Source organism: Fulvitalea axinellae, from assembly GCF_036492835.1.
Taxonomy (GTDB): Bacteria; Bacteroidota; Bacteroidia; order Cytophagales; family Cyclobacteriaceae; genus Fulvitalea; species Fulvitalea axinellae.
In genome coordinates, this window is record NZ_AP025314.1 from 2,451,996 (window position 1) to 2,477,233 (window position 25,238).

Sequence of the window (25,238 nt, forward strand, 5' to 3'; positions counted from 1 at the left end):
ATTCTAAACTGTTGAGCAGATGAATAAGAAAACTCTGTTTATATTTTTGGTGGGGCTTTGGCTCGGATTGTCCGGCGCCCATGCCCAGTTGCTAAAGGCGGAATATTTTTGGGATGTTGATCCCGGCCAAGGGAACGGAACGGCTTTAAGCAGTAAAGACGGCGGCTTTGACGAGGCCTTGGAAACGATTGTCGCTAAGCAGATAGGTCTGCCTTCTTCCGAAGGCGTGCATATGCTGTTTGTTCGGGTGATGAACAAGGAGGGGCAGTGGGGACCGGCGCTACAGGCTAACCTTGCTTTGGAAAACACACAAAAGCCCATGCTGAAATACGAGCGAAAGGCGTTTGAGACTTTTGCGGGTATTCCGGTTACAATTCGATTGTCGGATTTGGAAGTTGAGGACTCGGACACTCCTTTGGGTGGCTTGCGGGTACTTTTGGAAACCGGAGAAAATTATCGCTTGGAAGGTGATGTGGTTATTCCCGATTATAAATTCGAGGGACAACTGTCGGTTCCCGTCCGTGTGACCGACGGTGTTCATGAATCAAACACCTTGCTTGTGCCCGTAACCGTCAACACTTTGCCTTCACGGGTTATAAGGGCGGAATATTTTTGGGATGATGACCCCGGTGAGGGTAACGGAACGGAATTTCTGGCCGAAGACGGAGCGTTTGAAGAAACTGTTGAGGGATTGTTATCGAAAGCGGCGCTAGTGTCCGGAGAGGAAGGGTTGCGCCAACTTAATATTCGGGTACAAGACGAGCGCTTGCAGTGGAGTCCGGTGTTTAAGTTCAATGTGTCGGTAGAAAACAAGAAACGGCCGATGCTCAATTATGAAAAGAAAGCGTTTGAGACTTTCTCCGGTGTTCCGGTGGTCATAAGTACCAAAGATTTGAGCGTAAAAGACGAGGATACCTCATTGGATGCGCTGAAGGTTGTTTTGGAAAGCGGAGACAACTACCGGATTGAGGACAATGTGGTTATTCCCGATTATAATTTTGTGGGGCAGTTGGCGGTTCCCGTTCGTGTGACCGACGGTCAGCATGAGTCAAATACCTTGATTGTGCCCGTGACTGTCAGGACTTTGCCGTCCCGGGTCGTGAAGGTTGAATATTTTTGGGATGAGGACCCTGGAGAGGGTAACGGAATCGAATTTTTAGCCGAAGACGGAACATTTGAGGAAGCGGTAGAAGGTATATTGGCTGAGACGGCCGATATGCCGGCGGAGGAAGGCTTGCGTCAATTGAACCTGCGCGTACTGGATGAGCGTTTGCAGTGGGGACCGGTGTTTAAGTTCAACGTATCGGTAGAAAACAAGAAACGGCCGATGCTTATCTACGAAAAGAAAGCGTTTGAGACTTTTGCGGGTATTCCTGTAGTTGTCAATATCGAGGATCTGAGCGTGAAGGACGAAGATACCGATATGGATGCGTTAACCGTTATTTTGGACGACGGGGAAAACTATCGGGTTGAGGGGAATGTAGTTATTCCCGATTATAATTTTGTGGGGCAATTGGCGGTTCCCGTTCGCGTTTCCGACGGTGTTTATGAATCAAATACATTAACCGTTCCCGTAAAGATTAAGCCATTGCCGTCACGGGTTGTGAGGGCGGAATATTTTTGGGACAAAGACCCGGGAGAAGGTAAAGGCGTACCGATTGATGCGACGGACATGGATATCGAGGAGTCTTTTGAAGAGATGGTAGCCAAAAAGGTTATTATACCGGCGGGAATGGGTATTCATCAGCTGAATTTCCGAATTCAGGACGAGCTTCTGAATTGGGGGCCTATCTTTAAGGTGAATGTCAGTATGGTGGATAAAGCGCGCCCGTTTCTGAAATTTGAACGAAAAGTGTTCGAAACCTACGCAGGGATACCGATTCCGATTGATATCAAGGACCTGAATGTGGAAGATGAGGATTCCGATACGAATGACCACGAAGTAGTTCTGGGTAAAGGGAAGGGTTATTCCGTTCAAGGTAATATTGTTACGCCGGACTATGCCTTTGAGGGAACGTTGATGGTGCCGGTTCAGGTATCTGACGGAGTTAATGTCTCCAATGAATTGTTAGTGCCTGTCCAAGTGAAGCCTTTGCCTTCGCGCCTAATCCAAGCGGAGTATTTTTGGAACAACGACCCAGGGGAAGGGAACGGAAATCAGTTGGTAACTACAGACGACGGATTCGATGAATCGTTTGAGAAGATTAAGAAACAAGCCGCAACCGTACCTTCTGAGAACGGGATCCATCTGTTAAATATCCGGTTTCGTGATGGGCGCGAACATTGGGGCCCTGTAATGACGACTGTAGTTGTGGTAGGGGAGGTTGAAGACCATGTAGGCGGAAAGCCGGTAATTACGGGACTGACAAAACCGTTGAGGTTGCCGGTCAATCAGCCGAAGGAAATACAGTTAAATGATTTTACCGTTTATGATTCGGATAACACTTACCCGAATGGGTTCGGATTGGAAATCTTGGACGGTGAAAATTATACAGTAAAGGGTACGACCTTGGTTCCGTCCGGCGGATTTACAGGCGTGCTTACTGCCTACGCACAAGTAAATGACGGGGCGAATGATAGCGAGCCTTTCCCGTTTAGTGTGGAAGTCTTTGATCCTGTCCCTAAAATAATGGGGACAAAGGGAAGGCTGATAACAAACGAAAATACAAGTTTGACATTCCAGCTTTCGGATCTAATAGTCGAGGATGGTGATAACGAGTTTCCCGACGGCTTTTCTTTGTCTATTGTGGAGGGAGAAAATTATTCAGCAACCGGTAAACGCATGACGCCTTCGCCTGACTATGTCGGGAACTTGCAGGTTGGGTTAAAAGTGAGTGACGGACAATATGAAAGTGATGTATATCAAGCGTCGGTGGAAGTTCGGGATGTAATTGAGCCGAATGAGATTCCGGTAATTACAGGGACAAGAAGGCTATTGGTTTTCAAGGTAGGTAGCTCGATCGACATTAGTTTGGATGACCTTCTCGTTACAGATACTGATAACGATTATCCGACCGATTTTAGTTTGCAGTTACTAAATGGGGCGAATTGCTCAATCGCTGGCAATCGGATTGTCCCAGACGAAGGGTTTGAGGGGGATTTGTTGGTTCCTGTTATTGTCAATGATGGAACGAGTGACAGTGCGCCTTATTGGTTGTCGATTAGATCCGCAGAAAACTTACCGACTGTAATGATCACGGGGGTAAATAAGTCGTTCTCTACAAAAGAGGAAACAGGGTTGTCCTTTTTGTTCTCGGATCTGCAAGTTGAAGACGAGACAGGCACTTACCCTGCAGGGTTCAGCATGGTTGTGAAACAAGGAGAGAATTACACGGCTACAAACCAAGGCATAATACCGGCGAAAGATTTTAATGGGACGCTGGAGGTGGATGTAAAGGTAAGTAAGGGCGAGGTCGAAAGCGAATGGTACACCTTGCCTGTACAAGTGACGCCAATTAACGACCTTCCAGTCATAGCAGGTCCAGCACGGGAGTTTGGGGTAGAAGAAGACGGCAGTTTAACACTTCAGAAAAGTGATCTGATCGTTTCCGACCCGGACAATAACTATCCGACTGATTTTAGTCTTACAGTTATGCCTGGTTCTAACTATACGGGCCAAGGTACCAAGATTTCTCCAGTCGCAGACTTCTCCGGAACACTGGAAGTTCCAGTCAAGGTGAATGACGGGGAATTGGATAGCGAACCTTTTGTCTTGTCAGTCAGCGTTTCCCCGTTGAATGATCGTCCGGTTATAACCGCTCAAACACACGAGCTTACTATGGAGGAAGACGGCGGTTTAACACTTCAGAAGAGTGACCTGACCGTGTCCGACCCGGACAATAACTATCCGACTGATTTTAGTCTTACGGTTTTGCCTGGATCTAACTATACTGTCCAAGGCGCTAAGATTTCTCCAGTCACAGACTTCTCCGGGACACTGGAGGTTCCAGTCAAGGTGAATGACGGGGAATTGGATAGCGAACCTTTTGCTTTGTCAGTAAGCGTTTCCCCGTTGAATGATCGTCCGGTTATAACCGCTCAAGCACACGAGCTTACTATGGAGGAAGACGGCGGTTTAACGCTTCAGAAGAGTGATCTGATCGTTTCCGACCCGGACAATAACTATCCGACTGATTTTAGTCTTACAGTTATGCCTGGTTCTAACTATACGGCCCAAGGTACCAAGATTTCTCCAGTCGCAGATTTCTCTGGGACACTGGAAGTTCCAGTCAAGGTGAATGACGGGGAATTGGATAGCGAACCTTTTGTTTTGTCAGTCAGCGTTTCCCCGTTGAATGACCTTCCAAATATTATAGGTTCGACTCGAAAATTCGTAATGGAAGAAGACGGGAGTTTGACGCTTCATAAGGGTGACTTAATCGTGTCCGATCCAGACAATAGCTATCCGGTCGACTTTAGTCTTACGGTTATTTCTGGCCAGAACTATACGGTTCAGGGAACTACAGTTTTGCCTGCGGCCAATTTTAATGGGGCCTTGAAAGTTCCGGTAAAAGTAAGTGATGGGATAGGGGAAAGTAAACCCTTGATTTTGGCCATGGAGGTTGTTGCGGTAAATGATGCCCCTGTTATTTCGGGAACGACAAAGGAGTTCTCAATTTTCAAGGGTGAGAGTGTAATTTTGCGTCTTGAAGACTTAAATGTATTTGACCCTGATAACACTTATCCGGAAGAGTTTAGTTTTTCAATTGGAGATGGTGAGAACTATAAGGTGAGTGGAGCTAAGATATCACCAGTGATAGGCTTTACAGGTCTACTGTCAGTTCCGGTAAGAGTTCATGACGGTAATGAGTTTAGCCAACCTTTCATTGTAGGGATTGAGGTTCTTGAAATCAAGAATCAAGTGCCAATAATTACGGGTTTGGTGAGTCCGTTGACGACTAATAAGAATAGTTCAATTGACCTAAAATTAGGGGACTTCGTAATTGAGGATGACAATAGTTCCGAAGATCTTATGCTTACCTTATTAAACGGGAATAATTATAATGTAGAAGGGACTAAACTTACCCCCGCTAAGGGATTTGAAGGGATGCTGTTCGTTCGTGTTCAGGTGAATGACGGAACCGTGGACAGCGAAGTGTTTTCTTTCGAGCTGGAAGTTGTGAATAATGATATTATTCTAGGAGGGCCGATTCGAGATAAAATGGTTCGAGTATATCCCAACCCTTTTGATCAGGAATTGAAAATTTGGTTATCAGATCTATTGAAAAACCAGCTGGTACAGTTGAAGGTATGCGATATGTCAGGGAAAGAAATTTTCTCGAAACAATGGGTGCCAAATGCCAATGAGATTGTAATTCGTAATCGAGACTGGTCTTCTGGGATTTACTTATTGCAGGTTTCTGCTGAGAACAGTCATTATCAACTGAAATTGATAAAAGAATAGGTTCTGATTTGAAGCTTTAAAAGTCCTTTGACCTTAATCTGTCAAAGGACTTTGTTTTTGTTGGTCAATAAGTTTAATAGTATTTTTTTAACATTAAGGTTATGCGAAACGGATTGATTTTATTTTTCTTGATTTTTACAATATCGGCGAAAGCCCAAGTGTTAACGGGTAAGATTGTGGATGCCAAAACATTGTCGCCAATACCTTTTGTCCATATTTATATTGAGGGAACGCACGTTGGGACGGCTTCTGATGCGGAGGGAAAGTTCCGCCTTCAAGCTAAATTGGGAGATGGGATTTATCATTTGGTAGTATCGAGTGTCGGTTATGACAAAACCAAAGTGGCTGTAGACAGAAATACTAGCGAGGATATAATTATTCCGGTAAAACAGAATGTAGTGGAATTGCGGGCTATTACGGTTCGTGGAGGGAGGCGAATAGGGAAAGCCTATTTGGATCTGTTTAAAAGTAAATTTATCGGAAATCCGGATGACAGCCTGACGAAGAACTGCGAATTATTGAACCCGGAAGTATTGCGTTTTTATTATAATAAGAATGACAAGCGTTTCGAGGTTTGGAGCGAAGACTCTTTGCGTTTCCTAAATCGGAATTTGGGCTATGAGATGTCGGTGAAGTTGAACGAATTTCACTTCGATACGGAACGGTGGTTTTCATTTTGCAGAATGGATCGGAGTTTTAAAGATCTTACGGAGGGGATGAAACGCCGAGAATGCCGGAAGGTATTAAAGCGTCGAAACGCGGTTTATGAGGGTACAAAAGCCCATTTTTTGGATGCGGTGTATAAAGATAAATTATGGAAAAAACGTTATCGAATCATCTTTAAGGCCGACCTGAACCAAGTGGACAGTATGTACACTTATTTCGATACCTTGAAACACGGCCCGGCGATTAGGACTCCGTACGGTGAGGATGTGAAAAATTTGCATGATTCCCTAAGCCGATGGACAGTGATGGAATTGGGGCTTCGGGGACATAACGTAACCGAGATGGAAGCAGACTCATTATTGAAAGAAGGGCGTTATCTAGACTTTACCGAACAACTTTGGGCGGTTCGTATGCGAAAATCAGATTGGAAGAAATATCAATACGCTATGGTTAATGGCCTGGGTTATACGGGGACGAGTATGGGAACACTAATTTTAACCAATCCGGGAAACGTTCCTTTGCGCTTTGGGGTTGATGGAAATTTGGAAAGGCCGGATTTGCTTTACGGCCATCGCCGTAACTTTACGCCGATGAACAGGGCATTGCCCGAGGACTTTGGAAAAGGGAAATAACAATCGGAAAATGGGAGCTTAATCTTATGCTATATTAAACCTATTTCGATTTATGAAAAATAATAAGTCCTACCGAGACACAAGTTAAGGCCATTAAACCCATAATAATTGGGTACCAAGGTTTTAGATTTTCGTTTACTGAATCTAATGGAATAAACCCGACCAAAAGGCATAAAGTAATGACAGCCAATCCACAAAAAGAGACAATCCAGATCCCGATGTTTCCAAATGGAATTCTGTAGGGACGTACTTGGTCCTTATGTGTGTAACGGAGCTTGATAGCAGTTAAAAATAAAAGGATATACATTAGGGCGTAGAGGATAACCGCTAACGAAGTCAACCAGAAGAATGCGGTGTTAACATCGTTTAACAATAATACGGCGATGCTGATTACGCTAAGGACAATCGCTTGAAAAATTAATAGCCTTTTCGGTACATCATATTTGTTGTCTTTTTTAAAGAATGAGAAAAAATCACCCCTTTCTGACGCTTGATGAAGACCGTCGGCTGGTCCAATAACCCATGTGCTAACTTGGCCTGCCGTGCCGAAAGCCACTAGTCCGGCGATCCAAGGCGTGATGAAACCAAGTTGGTGTTTTTTTAAGTAAAGTTCGAAAATTTGCATAACACCGGCCGATTCACTAATCTGATCTTGTGGTATTTTGATAGCAATAGACAAAGCGCCTAGCAAGGTGGAAATAAAGACCAGCAAAACAGCGCTGAATATGGCTTTAGGATAAGATTTTGACGGGTTTGGAATTAGGTTTGCGTCGTTGGCAGAAACTTCAATACCTACATACCCGAAGATAAATCCCATAAGCATAACTAATCGGTTTTGTTCCCCAAGATTCGGCAATAGGTTTTCCGTTGAAATACGGGTATTCATTACGATTTCTTTGGTAGTCCAGAAATCATAAACTCCAAATGAGATTAATAAAATCGTGGGGAAAATCACGCCAATGATTAAGGCCCACGAGCTGATCTTTGTGGAAATATTTGTTCCGAAAAAATTATCGACAGTTAATATCCAATACACAGCTACAATAGAAAAGAAGATAAACCATGGATTATTGGCCAAACTCTGGTCAACAATATAAGCGATGGTAGTTCCGATATAGGCAAGAATAGAGGCCATACCGAACATACTTTGCAACCATTGAAGCCATGTGGCCATAAAGCCTATCCGGTCCCCGAAACCGATACGTACCCAATGAAAAACACCCTCGGCTTTTGGCCAGCCTGTCGCTAATTCCGCGGATACCAAGGCTACGGGAATTAAGAAGAAAAAAGCTGTAAGGATATTAAAGAAAAACATTTGCATACCTGTGATGGCCATCATTGGCATGTTCCGTAGAGTCATAAATAGGGCGGCGGTTACAAACGTTAGTCTTAGTGTTGATATCTGTTTCACGGTTTTGGGTTGGTTTTTTGCCAAGCTTATTATCCGCGAATATTAGTCCATGAATTTTTCAAAAACCGATTAACTTAATGAATTTAATGGTGAGCGTGTTTTTTTAGTTATTTTTTATTGGGTATTAATTCAAATTTTAAGTTTTGAACTTATTAATAAGCCTTTCTTTTTCTATAACTGAACTTTCGCTCTCCCAAATGCAGGGAGAGCGAAAGTTCAGTTATTATGAAAAGAAAGGAGTAAATGGGCTGGAATCCCATAGAGAATATCATAAAGAGAAGAAGGTCAACGTATTCTTTGAAAATATGCCAGAGGGAGAACATAAAATCGAATTTGTACTCGTTCCCCGTTATACAGGTTCGTATACTATTAATCCGGCAAAAGCCTCGCTAATGTACTCTCCAGATCAATTTGGAAATAATGAATTAAGAAAAATTGAATGCGTGGAAGTTCGGAAACAGTTAAGTCAGGTTAAAGAGAGGGGGAAACAACAGGTTACCTTTTGATCGATTTTGTTATAGGACTTATGTTTATATCAAAGAGGTCGCTTTAAAGAAAGTGACCTCTTTAGTTGAAGCGTTTGTGGGGAGTTAAATAGTCCGCGAATATCCTTGGGTTTTAATCTGTTCCAGTTTCGATTTCATTTCCTGGATTTTTTCCGGATGTTGGGCACTAAGTTCCTCTTGCTCGTATAGGTCTTTTTTTAGGTTATAGAGCTGTTGGTCGGGAGTGTTGTTTTGTGTCCAGCCACCAGAGCCTTGACCGTCGATGTACTTCCAATCGCCGTGGCGCAGGGCGAATTGCCCGCGGGCGGAATGGTTGACAAGATATTCCCTGACAGGTTTGTCGAAGTTTTCGTTGGTGATTGCGGGCCAGAAACTGAAACTGTCTTCGCCCATGTCTTTCGGTAATTTTACTTGGAGCATCTCAGCGCAAGTAGCCATTAAGTCCAATTGGCCGATCATGTGGGGATAGACTCTTGATTTTTTAATTTTTCCAGGCCAGCGGACTATAAACGGAATACGGTGTCCGCCTTCGTAAATATCCCTTTTTTCACCATAAAGGCCGGCGTTGGTATAGTGCCCCTTTAATTCGATAATATTCGGTTTGTTTTTGCCACGGTGTTTTTGTGCGCCATTGTCGCTGGAAAGGATTACCATCGTATTGTCATCGATTCCTTTTTCTTTTAGCTTAGCCAAAACGTTCTGTACCAATTCGTCAACGTTCAATACGAAATCGCCGTAAATACCGGCTTGTGATTTTCCGCGCATATTATCGGTAGGCACATACGGCGTGTGCGGAGCGGTAAGCGGGAGGTAAAGAAAAAACGGTTTCTTATTTCCGGATTTTTCTTCGATATAGCTTACGGCCCTTCGACTTAAATCGGGAATGATTTCCTTGAATTCAAAAGATTTCGATTTAATCCCGGGCCGGGCAAACATTCCTTCTTGTCCTTCGAAATGTTCAAACTCTTGGTCTGCCACATATTTGTTTTCGATAAAACAATATGGAGCCATATCAAGAGAGCCGACATGCCAGTAAGCGTAACCGAATCCGTGTTCTTCCGGCCCGCCGCTTACGGGTTTTGAGAAATCCACCTCATTCTTGCCAAACCTGTCTCCGACTTTCATATTTCGGGCCTGTATTTCGGTTTCGTATTCGTCTTTTACCCCCCATTTTGCGCCGAGGTGCCATTTGCCTATCATTGCGGTTTCGTAGCCGTTATCGTGCAGGAGGGAGGCTACGGTTTTTCTTCCTTTTTCAAGCATAGGGAACGAATAACCGCCTAATACGCCCCGTTTTTTTGATGTTCGCCAATTATACCGCCCAGTAAGCAAGCTATAACGCGAGGGCGTACAAACCGCTGCGGATGAATGCGCGTCGGCGAAATATAGGCCTTCCTTTACCATGCGATCCATGGCAGGAGTTATTACTTTTTGGCTTAGCGGGTTCAGTGCTGATATATCACCTACACCCAAGTCGTCGGCATAGATAAAAATGATGTTCGGCTTTTCGCTTGGGGAGGTGTCGCTTGTGCTTTTGGCTGGTTGGCATGAGCTGGCTGTTAAGGTGGCTAGCGCCAATCCCAAAAGGTTTCGGTATGTTTTTCTCATATTTGCGGACATTTAGGAGCGATAAAAATTTGCGCAGATAAATGGAGGCGTAAAAATCCACTCCGGTTTTTCCTTAAAATATTGAGGGAGCTGTTTCTCCCTTTCAGTGTTAACTCGCAAGAGTGCCGATTTGCCCTGACATCAATTTACGGAAAATTAGTCTTATGTCTTTCCGTTCGTTTCTTTAGGTATAAACCAATTGTTCTTTTGAATGGTATTTTCATTTCCGTGAGTGAGAAATATCGGTTTGTATTCAATTTCCGTTTTTGCTGATTCCGAAGATGATTTTTTGAAAATGAAAAGGACCAGATTGCTCCGGTCCTTTGGATTGTATTAAAAGATAAGTGTGGTTCTCTTTTAAGAAAGTAGCCTAAGTTCTACTGAAAGTGTTTAAGATCGAAAATCAGTAGCCTTTAGGCTTTATTAGGGTTTACTGAAAAAGCCCAGAGGGCTACCCAGCTAGGATATTTTGCCAGACAGTCTTTTCCTGTTTCTTTTCGCCGTCTTGAAGCCATATCCCGTATTTCCAGCTCAAGAAAACAAGGTCAAAAAAGATTTCGCTCTGAAATCTTTTCAAGTTGGCCACGAAGAAAATGCAGGCGATCCATGAAAGCGAAGTGTCCGCTCTCCTTGCCTGTATTTTGTCCAATCCGTGTCCCCGTTTCACTTCCCCGAATTTTCCTTCCGCCCTGCTCCGGTGCCGTTGGTGAAGCGTCCGGTTTTCCTTGCGTTCCCTGATTTTTTCGGGACTTGAGGGAGGCCTTCCCAACGGGGAGCCCACGAATTCCACACCCGCGCCGGACATGGTCTGCCGGGCGTTCCTGTTTCCGTAAATCTTGTCCCCGACGAATTTGCCGAGCTTCATTTCCGGGTTTCTCTCCCCGAAACTGTCGATGTGCCCGCGGATCACTTCCGCGTCACCCTCGTAGTAAGCGTCCCATTGCGCCTTGTCCAGATAGGAATAGCCTTCGTGAAGGCTTACGGACAATTTGGCGCCGAACTCGGTGTCGCTTCCGTTTTTGCCCCGGACTATCGGCCGGACATGGGGCTGGAAGACGTTCACGATGCGGCCGTCCACCCTGTTGGCACCGGTCTCCAGCATGAGCGACTGTTGCCTGGCGATTTCGTGAAGCACCATCAGAATCTTCAAAAACCTGCTTTTTAGGCGTATAACGCCCTTGTTGGCCTCTATGAGGCTGTCGATATGCCGTAGGTTCCGTTCCAGATAATTCAGCTGTCGGCGTGCGCACACGCGCCAGAATTCGGCTCCTTTCCTCTTTTTTCTCGTCGCCCCGACATATTCCCTATGGGCTTTATCCCGGTAAGTCCGGGGCTTTTTGGATAAACCGGAATCCCTGGCGACGGGCCAAAGGAGGTCGATGATTTTCTCCGACTGCACCCTCGCCGTAGCCAACAGCCCAAGGTCCGTGGGGTATGGAATCTCTTGCGGCGCCACCGTCGCGTCGCAGGAGACAACCCGCTTGTCATCTTCGGCGTCCCCGGAATGCCCGTCTTTGGACCCTTCATCCCGATCGCCCTCCGCAATACGGATCCCCTCGTGTTGCAAAAGCGAACTCATCCTGTTAAAATCCCCGTACCCGAGCCGCTTGCGGACCGTCGTGAACAGCGAAGGGTCAAAGGCCTTTTCCGTGGTGAACGAGCCGAGTCCCACGAAATACTGGAGATACGGATTTTCTTTGATTTGTTCTATCGCCTCGGCGTCCGAAACGTTCAGCTTATGCTTCACGATCAGCGCGCCGATGACCAGCCGGGCCGGTTTGCACGGACTGCCCTTGCCCGTCGACATTTTCGATTCGTAGACCAAACCCAATTCCGCCCAGGGGATGGAGTTGGCCAACTTCACCCATCTGTTTTCCGGGTTAAGGCGCCCTATTTCCGGGTCCAAAAAACCTTCTATACTCAATTGCGAGGAACTTGTCTTGATCATAGGTGCAAGGGAAAAAATGCTCTCAGTCCTTTCTAAGGCCAATTTACGAATATTCCCTGTGCTTTGGAAAGGGAAACAAGCTACCTAATCCACTGATAATCTTGTGGTTTTTACTTTTTCAGTAAACCCTTATTAGGATATAATCATTTTAATGTGTTAGAATGATTTGTTGGCTGAAAGTTCCGCCTTGGCTATGGGTTAATTGCAAAATATAAGTTCCGGCCGGAATAGTGTTGACATATATTCTGCGATTAGAATTCGAAGTGGTTCCTTGCAGTCGAGCCACACCGTTTAAGTCGTAAACAACCCATTGGTATTCCGAGGTCATCCCGATAACCGCAACATATCCTTTGTCCGACGGGTTTGGCGTTACCCTCAACACGTCAGTAATCTGGTCTGGGTCCGGAACTGGCAAAACAGTCGGATCGGGAATGGTAATCGCGGTTGAAAATGAGCCTCCCGATTCGTTGGTCATAGACAAAGCGTAAGTGCCGGGATCGAGTTCGTCTACGTATATTCTGCGGTTTTCAGGGTCGAGTGTTCCTGACTGAACTATATTTTCTTCGCTATCCGAAAGCGTATAATCGTAAGGGCCACTCATATTGAATACTACAACAAAACCGCCTGATTTAATTTCCGATAATTCGATATTATCTACAACGGGAGTAGGCTCGGCGATAGAGAAAGCGTGCTCATAAACTCCGTCTTGGCTATTCGTCAAGATTAGGCTATAATTACCCGGATCCAGTGTATTCACGTCTATTTTATTGCTTTGGGCGTTTATCGTTCCGCTCAGCGTTTCGTTATTGTTTCCGTCACGGATAATATAATCGTAATCTACAGTCATATTGCTTACCGTAATAAAGCCGTCTTCCGAAATTTTCGAAACGCTCAGATTATCGATAAAAGGAGTGGGTTTTTCGATTATGATTTCGTTGGAAACCAATGTTTTTCCATTCGAAACCACCTCGCAGGCGTAGGTTCCGAAATCATTGCGTTTGTTGCCACTTAGGCTTGGGCTTGTCTCGCTTGTTATTTTCTCGCCGTTCTTTGTCCAAGCGTATGATTCCTCGTCGGTGGCGTCGCAGTGGAGTGTAAACAAGTCGCCGTTTTCTTCGAGGCGAATTACGGGGCCGTTATTCCAGTCAAGTTCCGTCAGGTCTTCGAAGAATTCCTTTTCGTTGATATATTCGGCGTCCAGAATAAGCATTGCCCCGCTGTTTTCGTATGGAGCGATGTTTATCGGATTATCCAAATGACTGAGAGGGTAGAAGATGCTGTTTTTGGTTTTGCAAAGGAAAATCATTTTTGCGTTATCGAAATTGGAGTCGCCGTCGGCCGTTTCCACAGAAGGGGCTACCTCCAAGTTCGTAAGGCTGGCATCGACCAGTTGCTGGACCTTATTGCGGAGCGATGCGCCGTTGATTTCCTGTCCATTGCGGATATAAAGCGTGATGTTCCGGTCTTTGGCCATTTGCGCTATTTCCGTAAAGCCTTCTTCCAGCCCGACCTTGCCCAGCGCACGCATAGTGATTACGGCTTTCGTAAGCCCAGTGGCTTGCATACGGTCCATTACGGTTTCGGCGTAGGCCATTCCTTTTTCGTAGATCTTCTGCCAAGCTTTTTCGAATACGATTTTGCTAAAGCCATCCACGTCGCGGGTGAAATCCACTACCATTCCGATTCCTTTAGAATCAGCCCAAGCTTTGTCGGCCAAGGCTTTTTCATCGGAAATACCGTGGAGGTATTCGGCCTCCACCATTACTCCTCCGAAGTATTCGAAAAACGAAGGGGCCGAGGCCACGCCGGTCTTAAGATCGGGCTGTTTGCGGAGCGAAAGGTAACGATTGGCGTTTTTGGCGATAGTGTGCCCTTCGATATCGAGAGTCTGAGTCGTGATTCCGTCGGTGATTTCGCCAGTGCCTTCGCCATTAACCTTTTGCGAATTTGCGTAGGCATCGTCCCAAGTTTCGTAAACTTGGTTGAGTACTATTTTCTTGCCTTCGGTATCTTGCGGAATATCCGAGCGTTTTTTGACGAAAACGAAAGTGGAAACGGCTTGGCCCGTATAGGTTTTGATCTTTTCGTTGGTCAAAAGCTCGTTTACGTTTTGTGGCGCTTCGGTCATCAATACGTGGGCGCTATCCAATACGTTTATTTTTGATAATACGCCGGGAATCTGTTCGGCGGTAAGGTCTCTCAGGTCAAAAACGAAGCTGAATTTTCTGGTATTGAAATAAGCTGCGTCTTTGGATACGGCTTCCGGGCTGGTGGCCAACATCTGGGTTCCGGAGAATTTTGCGCCTTCGAATTCGTTGCCGAAAGCTGGCCACTGTTTGTTCTTGCTTCGTAAAGAATGGAAATCGGCCATGGCCAAAAAGCGGTTCGATCCTTTGTCTTCCAATACGATTTCGGAAGGAATGGAAGTCTGGCCGGGAGCGACGGTTACCTTAAACATACGGACGTCGTGGCCTTGGATGTTTTCGCTGTCCGAAGTGCCGATATTATACGTGGAGGCGGTGGCTGGGTAGTACTCCGTTTCGTGCATAATGTCGCGCTCGCCCATGTTCACTTCTTCCACGGAAGTGATTTCCCCGATATTGGATTTGATTTCGAACGGTTTTCCCTCAAGCGTATTATTGAAAACAGTCACGTGATATTCCGTTTCGGAAATAGCGTTGACAACATGGTGGAGGCCTTCGCCAACGCTGAACGGCATGGATTTTTTGAGCTTGGCGTCATAAACGGTTTTGGCGTGTTCCAGCAGGCGATATGGGCGCTGCAACGGAAGCGGGTTGCGCTCGTCGGGGTTTACGTCCCACGAAAAACCGAGCTCGTCTTTGTTAAGGCCGTAAGGCGACATCAATACCGTAATAAACCCTTCGCCTATGGGCAATTCGAAGCACACGGGCTTGTTTTGCCAGCTCATCGCCGTTTCGGCGCCTTGGGGAATAGCCGGAATCGAATAAAGCTCGAAGGCTCTGGGTTCGGTAATGCTTTCTCCTTCGAGAACGTCGATTTGGGCGTTTGCCGGCACGTTTTCGGTGCTTCCGATGCGCCATTCCGGCCACAGTTTTTTTGCGTTTCCTGCTGTGATTACCACCTCACCGCCTTTCGATGCGAAATCGGTGAGTTTCTTTTTAACATATCCGAAATCCTTCTCGATTTCGCTGGTAACCACGGCCAAATGATAACGGTCGAGGATTTCTGGACGAACGTCGGAAAGAATAACGTCAGACATTTCGCCGTAAGGGGTTTCGGTCAGGTCGTATCGGAAATTTTTGTAAACGCCGACTCTTTCGAAGCCCGGGTAGAGCATGCTGAAGATATTGTCCGTAAGGAAATCGCCTTGCGAGTAGGGGAGGTTTACCCAAGATTGGAATTCCTGGCTTTTCTTTTCCGGACCGAAATATCCGTTATTGAAATCCATAAACAGTGCTACGGGAGTCACCATTGTGCCCGGGTTCGGATTTTCCTTAATGTAATTGGCCATGTCCTTGACCATCTGCCCGCGCGGAACCAACGCGTCCGTCTCTTTCCAATTTCGCTGTTGCGTAGCGAATTCCTGCGTTTGGTCTACGCCGTTATAAAGGTAATTCAGGTAGATAAGCCTGCGGAAAAAGCTGAAAGGCGCCTCGTCTTTTACATAACTAGTGCCCGTCGTGGCCGAATGGCCCATTGAGGTAAGCACGCCGTATTGTTTGGCCGCGCCACGGATAAACGCGTAATGGATGGGCTGGGCCGTTTCGCCGCGATAAAAAACCTGCGCTTCGGCCAAGGTAACGATTCCCTCCTTCATCAGGTGGTGAATGCCGCCTTTGTTGATATGGGCGAGGATATAGTTGTTGGCCTGGGTGCCGTAATACTCGAAATAGTCACGGAATGCCTCCGCTTGGTTTTCCTTTTTTCTCGAAAGCGGAAAAACGTAATTCTGTCCGAGATTGAAAAAAGAAGCGTCGCTTTCGCCGAATTGGAATCCCAACATATTCGGTCCGAGCCAATCGTAAAGCGTTTGGAGGCGTTCCGAAAATCCGCCTTCACGGTCGGCTAAGCCGTGGGAGTTTTTGTCGCCAGGAGTTCTCAGGGGTTTGAATCCGGCCACACGCAAATTAAACGTACTGTCTTGGAACACTTTGTACCAACGGTAATCCGGATCGGCATTGGCCAGTCCGGTTTCTTCAATTCGGTACGTTTTTCCGCCGTAGGCCGAGTATCCGTAGCTTTTGTCGCCGAGTTTTTTAAAAGGGATTCCGTTGATGGCGAATTGCAGGCGATTGCCCATACTTTGGCGGGTAGGAAAGGCCAGCGCCCTTTTATTATACTCCGGATAATCTTCCGGATTATAAAGATGACGATAAATCCTGACCGGATTATGCCTTAGTTTCGGAACAGTGCTTTGGGCTTTCAGCTTCCCGAAGGGGAATAGGCACGCTGAAATAGCCACAATTAGTAAAGGTATTCTCATTGCGGTAATTTATGTTGAAGAAAAAAGTGTCTGGTTTGTTGGGGGCTTCCCACAATGTGCTCGGGCGGATTTTACTTTACCCTTACATGAATATGTGTTTATGTTTTAGCTCAATAGTTAAAAAGTATATTTGTACATGGCCTGAAGTTTATTTTCTTGTTTCGGGTGAAAAAAATCAACCGGAAGCGCTTTTTTTGAGCCAAAATGAATCATATCCTCACAGAATTAATGAGCAACTTTGAGGCATGGCAAGCGCCCTTTTTTCGATTTCCGGCGCAGGGGCCAATAATTTTTTACTGAAAAGGAAAACGTATGAGACGAGCTTTAGCTTTCCTGTTATTGATGTGCGGATGCTTTGTGGCGCAAGCGCAAGACGATTCCCAACCCATCAGAATTTATCCATATAGGGTGAATCCCCAAGATTATCCGATTAACGAACGGCGTCCGTCTTTGCCGGCTACCCGCGATCTTTTTTCCGACCGGATGCAGTTTCAGCATAAGGCTTTCGACAGAAGGTCTTTTTTGCCGGGCTACGACCGTACGGGTGGCAGTTCCGTTCGTTTGGAAGAAAAAATATTCGCTGACGGACTGAAGCCGAAACATCTGAAATATGCCAAGTCGGTGAGAAACAGCGATAATACATTTAAGTTGGCGGGATATAAAATATTCCGGACGCCGAAAGTGGCTCATCAAAACTATAACGAGCGCGCGCATATAGCGGGATCGTATTCCGATATTTCGGAAAAGTTCTACGATTTGGCCGGTCCGCGGTTTCTCGGTTTGCAGTTTGGCGAAAGTGACGCCAGCTACCTGAACCTTTCGCCCGGTTACATATCGCCGATGTCGCGTGACCATAGGCGTCAGTATCTGGATTATCAGCGTTATTTCGAACATTACGGCAACCATATCGGAAATAGGGTGGTGTTGCACGTAAACGAAGGGACTTCACATTATTTGATGAAAGAAGGCACGGCCACTATCGCCGAAGCGCAGACTTTTTATAGGGGAAAAGTGAATCCATTGGTTCATTATGTCTTTTTGCGTGGTGCCTCCAAGCAATACGGTATTTTGTTGGGAATGGGATTTTCCACAACTACGCCACACGGCGGAATGAGCTTCCATTCGCCCGAAAACATTCATTGGGCAAAGCGTGAAATCATAAAAGCCTACGGCGAATTGATTCCCGATCCCAAGCATTATCCGACCACCGTTCCGGCTTACAAAGCTTTGCGGATGTATTTCCAGACTTCCAGCGATCGCGGTTCGTCATTAAGTCTTTTCCGCCGATTGATGTACAGTAATTATATGTATAACGGCGTGGTGATGAACTATGAGCCGGGCGCGTATTACAATAACTACCAAGTGGCTGACGAAAACGGGAAGGATATTAAAAATATGCCTTCGAAACTTTCGCCTATTGGGGAGCAAGTGCGTTCTGTACGGGAGTTTGTGGAGAAGAATCCGCATCCGGGAAACCAGATAACGCCCGTGGCCTTTTATATGGATTTCTTTAACGGATGGCGCACGCCCGATTCGCGCAAAAAAGCGATGAGGGTCTGGACAAACATTCCGTATGGGGCCGGCGATTATTTCACCGATAACCTGTTTTCTATGTTCTATCCCGGTTACCGCAATGTGGGGTTATATAAAAACGTTAGCTTCGGGATGACCGCCACGCCTTATGGCGATAACGTGGACGCCATTTTCAGCGATGCCGAACAGGAAGTTTTGGACCGTTACGCTTTGATGGTAGTCGCTGGCGAATTGAAATACGATTTGGAATATCAGCGTCATAAGATCTTGGAATATGTAAAAGCAGGTGGGCGCTTTGTAGTGACTGGCGACAACGCCCGGAAGCTGTTCCCGGAATGGGGTATTTCCGAAAAATCCGAAAAGAATCAGGTTGGAACGGCCGTGACGGTAAAAGGAAACCGAGTGGAGGAAACCAGGGTTTTCCAAAGTCTGAAAATCAGGAACTTGCCGGAAAACAGTAAGGCGATTGCCCGGACAGCGGATAAAATATTGGCCTTTGAAAAAGAAATAGGGAAAGGGAAAATTATCGTTTCTTTGGTGCCTGCCGGAATAACCAGTAAAAAGGAAAACTTCTCGTGGAAAGACGATCCGAATAAAATGTATCCGGAAGGGCTAGGCCGGCCGTATTATATGCCCGCGCATTTGGAACGTATAATTGGCGAACAGGCCAAAGCCGTAATGCCTTTTGAGGTCGGCGAAAATCTGGGATTGGTTTGTAACCGAAATGAAAAGGGTATTTACACATTGGCGATTTTTAATAATAGCCTGACTAAAGCCCCTTTCGAAATCCGTTCGAATATCGGTGAGATCCAATCGATTAAAGAAGCTGATTTGGCCGATGCCGAATTGAAAAATATAAAAGGTTTTTATCCGAGAGGTTTTGAGAAATACGATATCGGAAAAGATACGGACAAAGAGATTTCCGGTTATAACGTTCGGATTTTTAAGGTTAAAATAAAGGAATCGTCGAAGTTGGATGTTCTTCCGGAGCGCCATCCGGTAAATCGTGGAAACGGACGCTTTTTGGCAATGAAAAGTATGGTGGAGCTCAAGGAAAGGATTCTCTGCTATCCTTCGTTTTTTACTTATTTCGATGGAGTGAAAATCGATTTGGAAGATTTGCGAGCCGTAAACCAAGGCGCGTTGGAAGAAAACGCCAAGTGGTTTAATAGAAAACGTGTTCGTTTTGTAATAGACGCCCGAAACGCTGATGAAAAGGCTGTTTTGAGCGCTATGGAAAAAACGAAATCGTTGGATTTGGCCGATGATTGGCTGGTGAATAAGCGTACGAAAACGTTGGGTAAAGCAGCGGATAAGTTTGGCCGGAAACTTCATACGGAGAAAAGCGGTGGAGTTGATCTTATCGAAAAATTGAAAAAGCCGAATATGGGCGCTTTGCAAGTTTTGACTCTTGAATACGCTAATTGGGATCAGGTTTTTGGCGATTATTTGGCCGTATGGGAAGCGAATCCTTATCAGAAGGCTTCATTGGCCGGAGAAAAACCGGAAAACAAATATTCAGCGAAAGCGAACTTATTAGGCAAAAAAGAAAAACGCTATTTGACCGTCCGTACCGTATCGGATTTGGAATTGGCGAAAGCGGGGGAATTGGACGGGATTCTTTTGAACGCCCGTCTTGTGTTCGAAATGTCGGAGGGTAAATTCGTATCGGATTTTGCATCGAATAATAAAAACCTTCGTAAAACGATTGTCGATTTCCGACCGTTTGTGGATGGTTATCGCCAAGTGGTTTTCGAAAAAGAATGGGGAGTTACTTACGATAAAGGCCTGTCAATGAGCGAAGACGTAATGCGGAAAATGAAATCGGCGGGTGTGGAATCGGCGATAGTGCCTACGGATAAGTTTTTCAAAAAAGGAATGGCCGGTTTTGAGGAGTTCTGCGGATTGGCCAAAAAACACGGAATCTCCTTGGTATTGGAGCATTCCAAAAAAGCCCAACCGAAAGAATTGGCGACGTTGCGCGAAACCGTACTGGGCTGGGGCGTTCGGAAAGTAAGTGTTGCTGGCAATCCGCAATTGGCTAATACCGAAGCGTTCGAAAAAGCGGGGCTAACACCGGAGTTCTGGCTATTACGTTTTGAGGATTTCAAAAGAAGGTCGAGCCCGTTTTATCCTATTTCACAAGCCAGAGGAAAACGGCCTTTTAAAGCGACGCTGGAGAATTTGGCGGGACAAACGTTGGTGTATGACGCCGAGTATATGGATAAATCGGAACTAAGGGAAGACTTAGGGAAGATGGAGCAATAAGAAACACGTATCCAAGTATTGCATAAAAGCGCAGGAGGGTTTCCCTTTTTGCGCTTTTCGTATTCAAGATGAGGCTTAGGCGCAAAGGGCGGAGTCCAAGCGTTTATCAAACACCGAATATCAAATAACAATCGATTTTTGTCAGGGTAACCTGATGTTGCTACGAGATGGTAGTAGTAGGCGGGCGAAAGGCGCGCCGACTTTACGGGACTTTTGACCAAACAACATAAATCATCTATGAGAAATATTACTAACCTGGAGAATTTTTTCCGGTCATGCATTCGCATATGGCTGGCATTTTTGGTTGGGGGCGTTTTTCTGGCTTCCTGCAATGATGATGAGGACGAGACTATGGTGGCGCCTGGCGGGTTGAGATATACGGATTATGTCGAGGCCGTTGAGCAAAACAAGGATTGGACTTCTCCCGAACCGCAAGTGTTCGGACAAGGGACTTTTAGCTTTGCGATAGATAAGGTAACCAAGACGTTGCCCGAAAACGAGGAAGGCGAAGAGGAGACCACTCCGCGCGAGGAGGATATCGATATCTCTTTGCTTCGACTGGACCCGATGACTGGCACGATCTCCATCGAAGCGAACGTTTTGGAAGTGGGAGAATACAAAGTGGGCGTGACGGTAACCAACGAAATCGGGAGTTTTACGCTTAATAATGCTATTGAATTGGAAATTTTGGACCCTCTGAAAGCGAACATTAGCCTAAGCGCTACGGAGGCCAAATTGATGGTGAACCCTACATCAAAATTACCGATTACCAGCATTTGGGTGCCGATTGCCCTGACAAACGAAAAAGGCGCGGCCATTACCGTAGAGCCAGACGGACTTTTGGCTCTTGACGAAGAAGGGCGTTATGTGCCGGTAGCTGACAAAGCTTATGAGCCGGGAGAATATGACATCACGTTTACGGCGCGCTTGGCCGAGCACCTCGACGGATCGGCGAAATTGAAACTGATTATTGAAGAGCTTGGTGATCCTGAAATTTCGGTAGACCCCACCGAGCCGCATATCTGGACAAACAAGGAAGGCATAGCGCCGGGCGTAGGCGAAGGGCTTTCGATCAATGCTGTTGGCTACTCGGCTTTGACCGTGTTGGGAGGTGACGGTGAAGAGCATCCGCTTTTCGAAATGGTTGAGACAGAAGGAAAGATCGAATTGAAAGCCAAAGAAGGCGCGTTGCTAACCGAAGACGCTTACGAACTTACACTCCGCGCAAGTATAGAGGGTAGCGAAAATCCGGGATTAGCCACATTGACCTTGGCAGTAAAACGGGCCGCTTTCGAACTTACGGCTACCGAAGAAACACTTCCGGTTAAGCAAGACGGCGTATCATGGTTGCCACGTTTGACAACTATTCTCGGAGACCTCAATATGCCGGATGATGCGACGATAACGCTCAGCGATAACCGCTTTATGGCTGACGGAAACCTTATTCGTCCGGACCTGACCAAGACGTTCGCGGATGCGGAAACTATCGCGTTGACTATAACATTGGCCAGGGGCGAAAGCGTGATGCAGGTTTCTACGCTTACAGTTTCCACCGAAACCAAAGCCGACGTAGAATTCACCGATTTGTTTACGATGACACTGCCCGAACTGGCCGATGAGAAAGCGAAAGTAAATTACGGACAGCCGGAACATATAGGGGAGGGAGCGAATTTCAAATCAGGAAATATGGAAGTGTCGATTATCGATTTGCCAGACGGTTACGTACTGGCGGAAGATAAACTTTGGTGGCAGGCCAAACATATTTCGGCTACGCCAAGAAACGCCAAATCTGAACAGCCGACCGTTCCGCTGGGACCAAGTTTGGTACTTACGGCGCAGGGCACAAAGCTGACGGTATTGAACGACAGTCGCCATATCGTTGCCTCGGAAGCGATTGACGTTCAGGGATTCAATAAACTAAAGATGTCCTTTACCGCCTATATGGACTTTAACTGTAACAAATTCGTTGGGGCGATTGCCGATAAATATATTCCGGAGCCGTACCAGTGGATTCAGGTTTATGTAGTGCCGGAAAGTGAATACGAAACCGCAAAGGCGGATAATTATCAGACACTGAACCAATCGTTGAATGAGGAAAACGATGTTTGGTCTAGCTTTAAAGTAGACCGTATGACAGAATTGGAACCATTGAAATATGAGTTGTTCCAAGATAGGGTTCTCGAAACTAATATTTCCACGGATAAGGTACGATTGGTGTTTATGTTTGAAAACCAATCGAAACGTTTCAAAGACAAGTTCGGAGTGGTAGACAATAAAAGATACAATATCGGAACAATGAGCGTAAGCGACCTTAAGGTATCTGCTAAATAATAGGTTGGACGAATATTGGAAATGGAATAATATCTTTTTTGCATAAAATAGCGAATGTCGTGAGACATCGTGACAACTAAACCAAACCATTACATGATATAGAGACAGGGCTTGCCTTGTCTCTATTTTTTATGGAGAAAAGGTTATGATAAAAACAGTAAACCTAAATAGTTAGTTTATTGGGGGCTTTGTCGTATATTATAACCCAAGTGTTACCTCAAGCCTGACTTTATTTTGATCTATAATGCGCTATCTTTTCATTTTTATTTCGATGTTTATTTACTTTTCCTGTTCAAGTCCTAATGCCATTAATTTTCCGAAACTTCAAGTTAAAGCTCCTGAACATGTGCGACCGTTAAAACCGGAAAGTATGTTGAGGTCAAATAGCGAGATCTTTTTGCCTGAAGAAGTGGGTTTGGATACGCTTCAATTAGCCCGTTGGGATTTTTCTAATGAGAAGAAATTGAACTCAGATTCTCTAGCCTCATCAATAAGAGTTTATGTGGATGTAAGCCAAACATTGTATTTGCGTCCGGGAAGGCATCTTCCGCCCCCACAGCCATTTTCTTCAGTGGGATTGGTTGTTAAAGAGATCGAGAGTTCAATAGAGTTAGATGAATTTGAGGAGGATTCAATCATTGAAGAAACGGTAAATGTTGATCAAAAAGCGCCATCCGATAGTATAGCAATCAAACGGATTTTGAAAGAACGTGAGGAATGGGAATCTAGGCAGGCCGAAAGGGTCAGGGCAAACCCTGTATATGTGGTAAATGAAGGAATTGATACAGTTGACGTTCTGGTTCAGGATGGTTCGTTTAGAATGATTCAGGAAGCCAAAGATAAAAATGGTGTCTGGCGTCCAATCGAGTATTGGTTGAATAGCAAATGTGGAAATAGCTATTGGCATCAGTCGCTAGCACCAGGAGAGTTTGCGATAGTGGGGATGAACCGATATACGGAAGGAAACGAAACGGAGCTTCGGATTCGTTTAGATATTGGAGATAGTGTATTATTTTCCGCACCCTTTTGGGGTAAAGTAAAGGCCTGTCAATTTAAGATGTCAGAAGAGGACTTGGATGTTTATGGTCGTGGGAATGTGAAGAAGTTTCTGTTTCTTCCCGATTAACCCTAATTGAAGCTGTTGCATTAGATGAGTTTTATATAAAAATAGCGCAAGGAACAGTTTCCTTACGCTATTTCGAGTGCTTAAACTTTTACCGCTTTTCCGATTTCTTGAGCCAGTGTTTTCACTTCGTTCAGCCAAAGGTTTATTTGCTCGGTTGAAGCACTGGACGTAGGGGCGAAGTTTGTGTTTTTTACCACTTCCAATCCAATAAATTCCAAATTGGTGTTTATATTCTGGTTCTGTAGGTTTTGGTATTCTTCGATATCGGCGTCCATAGTTGTGATTACTTGCGCAGTCTTGCCTTTTAATAATCCGACAGGCTCGTCGGATTCGGTCAATTCCCAAGCGAATCCTGGTAAAAAAGCTCTGTCCATAAAGCCTTTCGCCAAAGCGGGAAGCCCTCCCCACCAAACAGGATATATCCAAATAATATGGGAGGCTTTACGAATCATGTCTTGGGCTTTGATAAGGTCAGGCTCAAGAGTCGTTCGCTTACGGTATCCGAAACGAAGGTTTGGGTCGAAATCAAGGTCGGTAATATTTAGTGTATTGACTGTATGGCCAGCCAATTTCGCTTCGTTTTCAAATGCGGAGGCAATCGCAACATTGAAACTTTCTTTGTCGGGGTGATTATTAACGATTAGAATATTCATAGTGATATTAATTTGTACCCGACAAAAGTAAGCCGACAGTTAACTCCCTTTAGAGGACAAATGTCCTAAAATCGAATTTCGCTCCGCAATCGGGTCAGGTGTCTTGGGGTTATGCCCAGGTATGTCGCCAAGTATTGTTGCGGAATACGTTGCGCATAAAGAGGACAAGCTTCGATGATAAGTTGGTAACGTTGTTTGGCGTCCAAGCGCTGAAAAGTGGATAAACGCCATTGTGAGTCGATAAACATGAATTCTACAAAACGACGGCCCAATACTTGCCATACTTCGCCTTTTTCGTATAAAGCCTCAATCGCTGACTTGTGAATGATTTTCACTTTCGAGTTAAATACGGCCTGAATGGATTCTGTCGAAGTGATGTTGCCGTAAAAACTCTCATAAACCCCAAAGAAATCCCCCTCAATCGCAAAATTACTTGTGCTTTCACTTCCATTGTCATCGATATGAAAAGTGCGTAGAAGTCCCGATTCGACATAAAACAGTTTATCGGACACTTTGCCGGCCTCCACCAATATTTCGGACTTATTTACGGTGATTTCACTGATGGAATTTACTAGATGCTTTTTCTCGCTTAGGTTCAAAGAGGCAATACTGTGCAGAAATTGAGATCTTAATCCATTGTAACATTCTTTATAACATTCCATAACCAAATCGTATTCTCAGTTTTTG

The 25,238-nt window shown here is 45.4% G+C and carries 12 protein-coding genes; 6 read left to right on the forward strand and 6 right to left on the reverse strand.

The genetic code is table 11. From position 1 onward, the window contains the following. Nucleotides 1–19: 19 nt before the first annotated feature. Both AABK39_RS09415 and AABK39_RS09420 read left to right on the forward strand, forming a co-directional pair. On the forward strand, nucleotides 20–5,404 hold the full coding sequence (locus AABK39_RS09415) for a tandem-95 repeat protein (protein ID WP_338391080.1): 5,385 nt from the start codon (nucleotides 20–22) through the stop codon (nucleotides 5,402–5,404). A 101-nt stretch (nucleotides 5,405–5,505) separates the two neighbouring features. Next, nucleotides 5,506–6,702 carry a carboxypeptidase-like regulatory domain-containing protein gene (locus AABK39_RS09420; RefSeq protein ID WP_338391081.1) on the forward strand — a complete coding sequence of 399 codons (1,197 nt, stop codon included), beginning with the start codon at nucleotides 5,506–5,508 and terminating at the stop codon, nucleotides 6,700–6,702. Between the two features lie 40 nt (nucleotides 6,703–6,742). Here AABK39_RS09420 and AABK39_RS09425 read toward each other — a convergent pair whose 3' ends face one another. Beyond that, on the reverse strand, nucleotides 6,743–8,113 hold the full coding sequence (locus AABK39_RS09425; protein ID WP_338391082.1) for an APC family permease: 1,371 nt from the start codon (nucleotides 8,111–8,113) through the stop codon (nucleotides 6,743–6,745). A gap of 143 nt (nucleotides 8,114–8,256) precedes the next feature. Here AABK39_RS09425 and AABK39_RS09430 point away from each other — a divergent pair, with 143 nt between their 5' ends. Next, nucleotides 8,257–8,619, forward strand: a complete 363-nt coding sequence (locus AABK39_RS09430) for an alpha-2-macroglobulin family protein (RefSeq protein WP_338391083.1) — start codon at nucleotides 8,257–8,259, stop codon at nucleotides 8,617–8,619. 84 nt (nucleotides 8,620–8,703) lie between these two features. Here the strand turns inward: AABK39_RS09430 and AABK39_RS09435 are convergent, their stop codons facing one another. The 3 genes from AABK39_RS09435 to AABK39_RS09445 form a co-directional block, all read right to left on the reverse strand. After that, the gene (locus tag AABK39_RS09435) at nucleotides 8,704–10,227 is read right to left on the reverse strand and encodes a sulfatase family protein (protein ID WP_338391084.1); all 1,524 of its coding nucleotides are present in this window, start codon (nucleotides 10,225–10,227) and stop codon (nucleotides 8,704–8,706) included. Between the two features lie 451 nt (nucleotides 10,228–10,678). Then, nucleotides 10,679–12,175, reverse strand: coding sequence for an IS5 family transposase (locus tag AABK39_RS09440; RefSeq protein WP_338391085.1), 1,497 nt, complete (start codon nucleotides 12,173–12,175; stop codon nucleotides 10,679–10,681). 148 nt (nucleotides 12,176–12,323) lie between these two features. Then, the gene (locus AABK39_RS09445; protein ID WP_338391086.1) at nucleotides 12,324–16,640 is read right to left on the reverse strand and encodes a T9SS type A sorting domain-containing protein; all 4,317 of its coding nucleotides are present in this window, start codon (nucleotides 16,638–16,640) and stop codon (nucleotides 12,324–12,326) included. 312 nt (nucleotides 16,641–16,952) lie between these two features. Between AABK39_RS09445 and AABK39_RS09450 the strand changes: the two genes are divergently transcribed. From AABK39_RS09450 to AABK39_RS09460, 3 genes are all read left to right on the forward strand, one after another. Continuing rightward, a complete protein-coding gene (locus AABK39_RS09450) occupies nucleotides 16,953–20,441 on the forward strand; it encodes a hypothetical protein (protein ID WP_338391087.1) in 3,489 nt (1,162 codons plus the stop codon). Nucleotides 20,442–20,678: 237 nt separating this feature from the next. Further along, nucleotides 20,679–22,772, forward strand: a complete 2,094-nt coding sequence (locus AABK39_RS09455) for a hypothetical protein (RefSeq protein WP_338391088.1) — start codon at nucleotides 20,679–20,681, stop codon at nucleotides 22,770–22,772. Between the two features lie 244 nt (nucleotides 22,773–23,016). Continuing rightward, nucleotides 23,017–23,898, forward strand: coding sequence for a hypothetical protein (locus tag AABK39_RS09460; protein ID WP_338391089.1), 882 nt, complete (start codon nucleotides 23,017–23,019; stop codon nucleotides 23,896–23,898). A gap of 80 nt (nucleotides 23,899–23,978) precedes the next feature. Here the strand turns inward: AABK39_RS09460 and AABK39_RS09465 are convergent, their stop codons facing one another. Both AABK39_RS09465 and AABK39_RS09470 read right to left on the reverse strand, forming a co-directional pair. After that, nucleotides 23,979–24,551, reverse strand: a complete 573-nt coding sequence (locus tag AABK39_RS09465) for an NAD(P)H-dependent oxidoreductase (RefSeq protein WP_338391090.1) — start codon at nucleotides 24,549–24,551, stop codon at nucleotides 23,979–23,981. 65 nt (nucleotides 24,552–24,616) lie between these two features. Continuing rightward, on the reverse strand, nucleotides 24,617–25,213 hold the full coding sequence (locus AABK39_RS09470) for a Crp/Fnr family transcriptional regulator (RefSeq protein WP_338391091.1): 597 nt from the start codon (nucleotides 25,211–25,213) through the stop codon (nucleotides 24,617–24,619). Nucleotides 25,214–25,238: the final 25 nt, after the last annotated feature.

Excerpts from the sequence above, each read along its gene's own strand:
- AABK39_RS09455 (WP_338391088.1), top strand. The coding sequence starts at position 20,679 with ATGAGAAATATTACTAACCTGGAGAATTTTTTCCGGTCATGCATTCGC.
- AABK39_RS09435 (WP_338391084.1), bottom strand. The coding sequence starts at position 10,227 with ATGAGAAAAACATACCGAAACCTTTTGGGATTGGCGCTAGCCACCTTA.
- AABK39_RS09450 (WP_338391087.1), top strand. The coding sequence starts at position 16,953 with ATGAGACGAGCTTTAGCTTTCCTGTTATTGATGTGCGGATGCTTTGTG.
- AABK39_RS09440 (WP_338391085.1), bottom strand. The coding sequence starts at position 12,175 with ATGATCAAGACAAGTTCCTCGCAATTGAGTATAGAAGGTTTTTTGGAC.
- AABK39_RS09445 (WP_338391086.1), bottom strand. The coding sequence starts at position 16,640 with ATGAGAATACCTTTACTAATTGTGGCTATTTCAGCGTGCCTATTCCCC.
- AABK39_RS09415 (WP_338391080.1), top strand. The coding sequence starts at position 20 with ATGAATAAGAAAACTCTGTTTATATTTTTGGTGGGGCTTTGGCTCGGA.
- AABK39_RS09470 (WP_338391091.1), bottom strand. The coding sequence starts at position 25,213 with ATGGAATGTTATAAAGAATGTTACAATGGATTAAGATCTCAATTTCTG.
- AABK39_RS09420 (WP_338391081.1), top strand. The coding sequence starts at position 5,506 with ATGCGAAACGGATTGATTTTATTTTTCTTGATTTTTACAATATCGGCG.
- AABK39_RS09460 (WP_338391089.1), top strand. The coding sequence starts at position 23,017 with ATGCGCTATCTTTTCATTTTTATTTCGATGTTTATTTACTTTTCCTGT.
- AABK39_RS09465 (WP_338391090.1), bottom strand. The coding sequence starts at position 24,551 with ATGAATATTCTAATCGTTAATAATCACCCCGACAAAGAAAGTTTCAAT.